The following is a 1,922-nucleotide window of genomic DNA, read 5'->3' on the forward strand; positions in this document are numbered from 1 at the left end:
ACGGCCGCTCCATCCGCCTCAGCCGCAGGCACAGCGAGATCATGGTGCTGCTGGCCCGCCGTCCCGAGGGCGTGACCGGTGACGAGCTGCTCTGCGCGCTGTACGAGGACGAGTCGGTCACGCCCGTCACGCTGCGCGCCGAACTGGCCCGGCTGCGCCGGGTGCTGGGGCCGGGGCTGCTCGCGTCGCGTCCGTACCGGCTCAGCCGTCCGGTGGTGTCGGACGCGGCCGTGGTGGAGCGGCGGCTGCGCACGGGGGCGGTCGCGGCGGCCGCCGCGGCGTACGGCGGTCCCTTGCTGCCCGCCTCGCAGGCTCCGGCGGTGGTGCGGCTGCGGGAGCGCCTCGCGGACGGGCTGCGCGGCGCGCTCATCGCCCGCCGCGACCCGGACCTGCTGGCCGACTGGGCGCACGCGCCGTGGGGAGAGGACGACCTGGAGGTCTGGCGCGCCCTGGCCGCCGTACGCCCGGCGGCGGCCGTACGCTCCCGGCTCGCCGCGCTCGAGGCGGAACTCGCGGCACCGACCGGCCCGCACGCCCGCTAGGCCCTGCGGCTCGGCTCAACCACCAGGCCACCGGGCCACCAGGCCGCCAGATCGCGCAACGTCGTTGCAACGTGGCCGTGTCTAGCGTCGCGGCGAGAGCTGCCCAACCGCGGGCAGCGCTGCTGAGGGAGGCAGACCAGGATGACTCGTTACGCGGCGCCGGGCACCGAGGGCGCGATCGTCTCCTACCAGGCGCGCTACGACCACTTCATCGGCGGGGAGTACGTGCCGCCGGCCCGGGGGCAGTACTTCGAGAACCCGTCGCCGGTGAACGGGCAGGCGTTCACCGAGGTCGCGCGCGGAACGGCGGAGGACGTGGAGCGCGCGCTGGACGCGGCGCACGCCGCCGCGCCGGGCTGGGCCCGGACGTCGGCGTCCGAACGCTCCGACGTCCTGCTGAAGATCGCCGACCGCATGGAGGCCCACCTGGAGCCGCTGGCGGTGGCGGAGAGCTGGGAGAACGGCAAGCCGGTGCGCGAGACCCTGGCCGCCGACATCCCGCTGGCCATCGACCACTTCCGCTACTTCGCGGGGGCGATCCGCTCCCAGGAGGGTTCGCTCGGCGAGATCGACGAGGGGACGGTGGCGTACCACTTCCACGAGCCGCTGGGCGTGGTCGCGCAGATCATCCCGTGGAACTTCCCGATCCTCATGGCCGCCTGGAAGCTCGCGCCCGCGCTGGCGGCGGGCAACGCGGTGGTGCTCAAGCCCGCCGAGCAGACGCCGGCTTCCATCCACTACTGGATGAGCCTGGTCGCCGACCTGCTGCCGCCCGGGGTGCTCAACATCGTCAACGGCTTCGGCGTGGAGGCGGGCAAGCCGCTGGCGTCGAGTCCGCGCGTGGCGAAGGTGGCGTTCACCGGTGAGACGACGACCGGGCGGCTGATCATGCAGTACGCCGCCGAGAACATCAAACCCGTCACCCTGGAGCTGGGCGGCAAGTCGCCGAACATCTTCTTCGACGACGTCTCCGCGGCCGAGGACGAGTTCCTCGACAAGGCGCTCGAGGGCTTCACGATGTTCGCGCTCAACCAGGGCGAGGTGTGCACCTGCCCCTCCCGGGCCCTGATCCAGCGCGGCCACTACGCCGAGTTCGTCGGCGCGGCGGTCGAACGCACGGGGCTCATCAAGCCGGGCCACCCCCTCGACACCGACACGATGATCGGCGCCCAGGCCTCCAACGACCAGCTGGAGAAGATCCTCTCCTACATCGACATCGGCAGGCAGGAGGGTGCCCGGGTCCTCAGCGGGGGCGAACGCATCGAGTACGACGGCGAGTTGAAGGGCGGCTACTACGTGCAGCCCACGGTCTTCGAGGGCGACAACCGGATGCGGATCTTCCAGGAGGAGATCTTCGGGCCGGTGGTCTCGGTGACGTCC

General features: G+C 72.4%; 2 protein-coding genes. Both read left to right on the forward strand.

What is annotated here, in order from left to right:
- Positions 1-542, forward strand: a 542-nt coding sequence (locus IE249_RS36605; RefSeq protein WP_229857795.1) for a helix-turn-helix domain-containing protein, incomplete at its 5' end; no start/stop codon positions are given.
- A gap of 141 nt (positions 543-683) precedes the next feature.
- Positions 684-1,922: aldehyde dehydrogenase family protein (locus IE249_RS07805; protein WP_229857797.1), on the forward strand; the 1,239-nt coding region annotated here is incomplete at its 3' end.

Origin of the sequence: Streptomyces anandii JCM 4720 (genome assembly GCF_014650655.1) — a bacterium.
GTDB classification, from domain to species: Bacteria; Actinomycetota; Actinomycetes; order Streptomycetales; family Streptomycetaceae; genus Streptomyces; species Streptomyces anandii.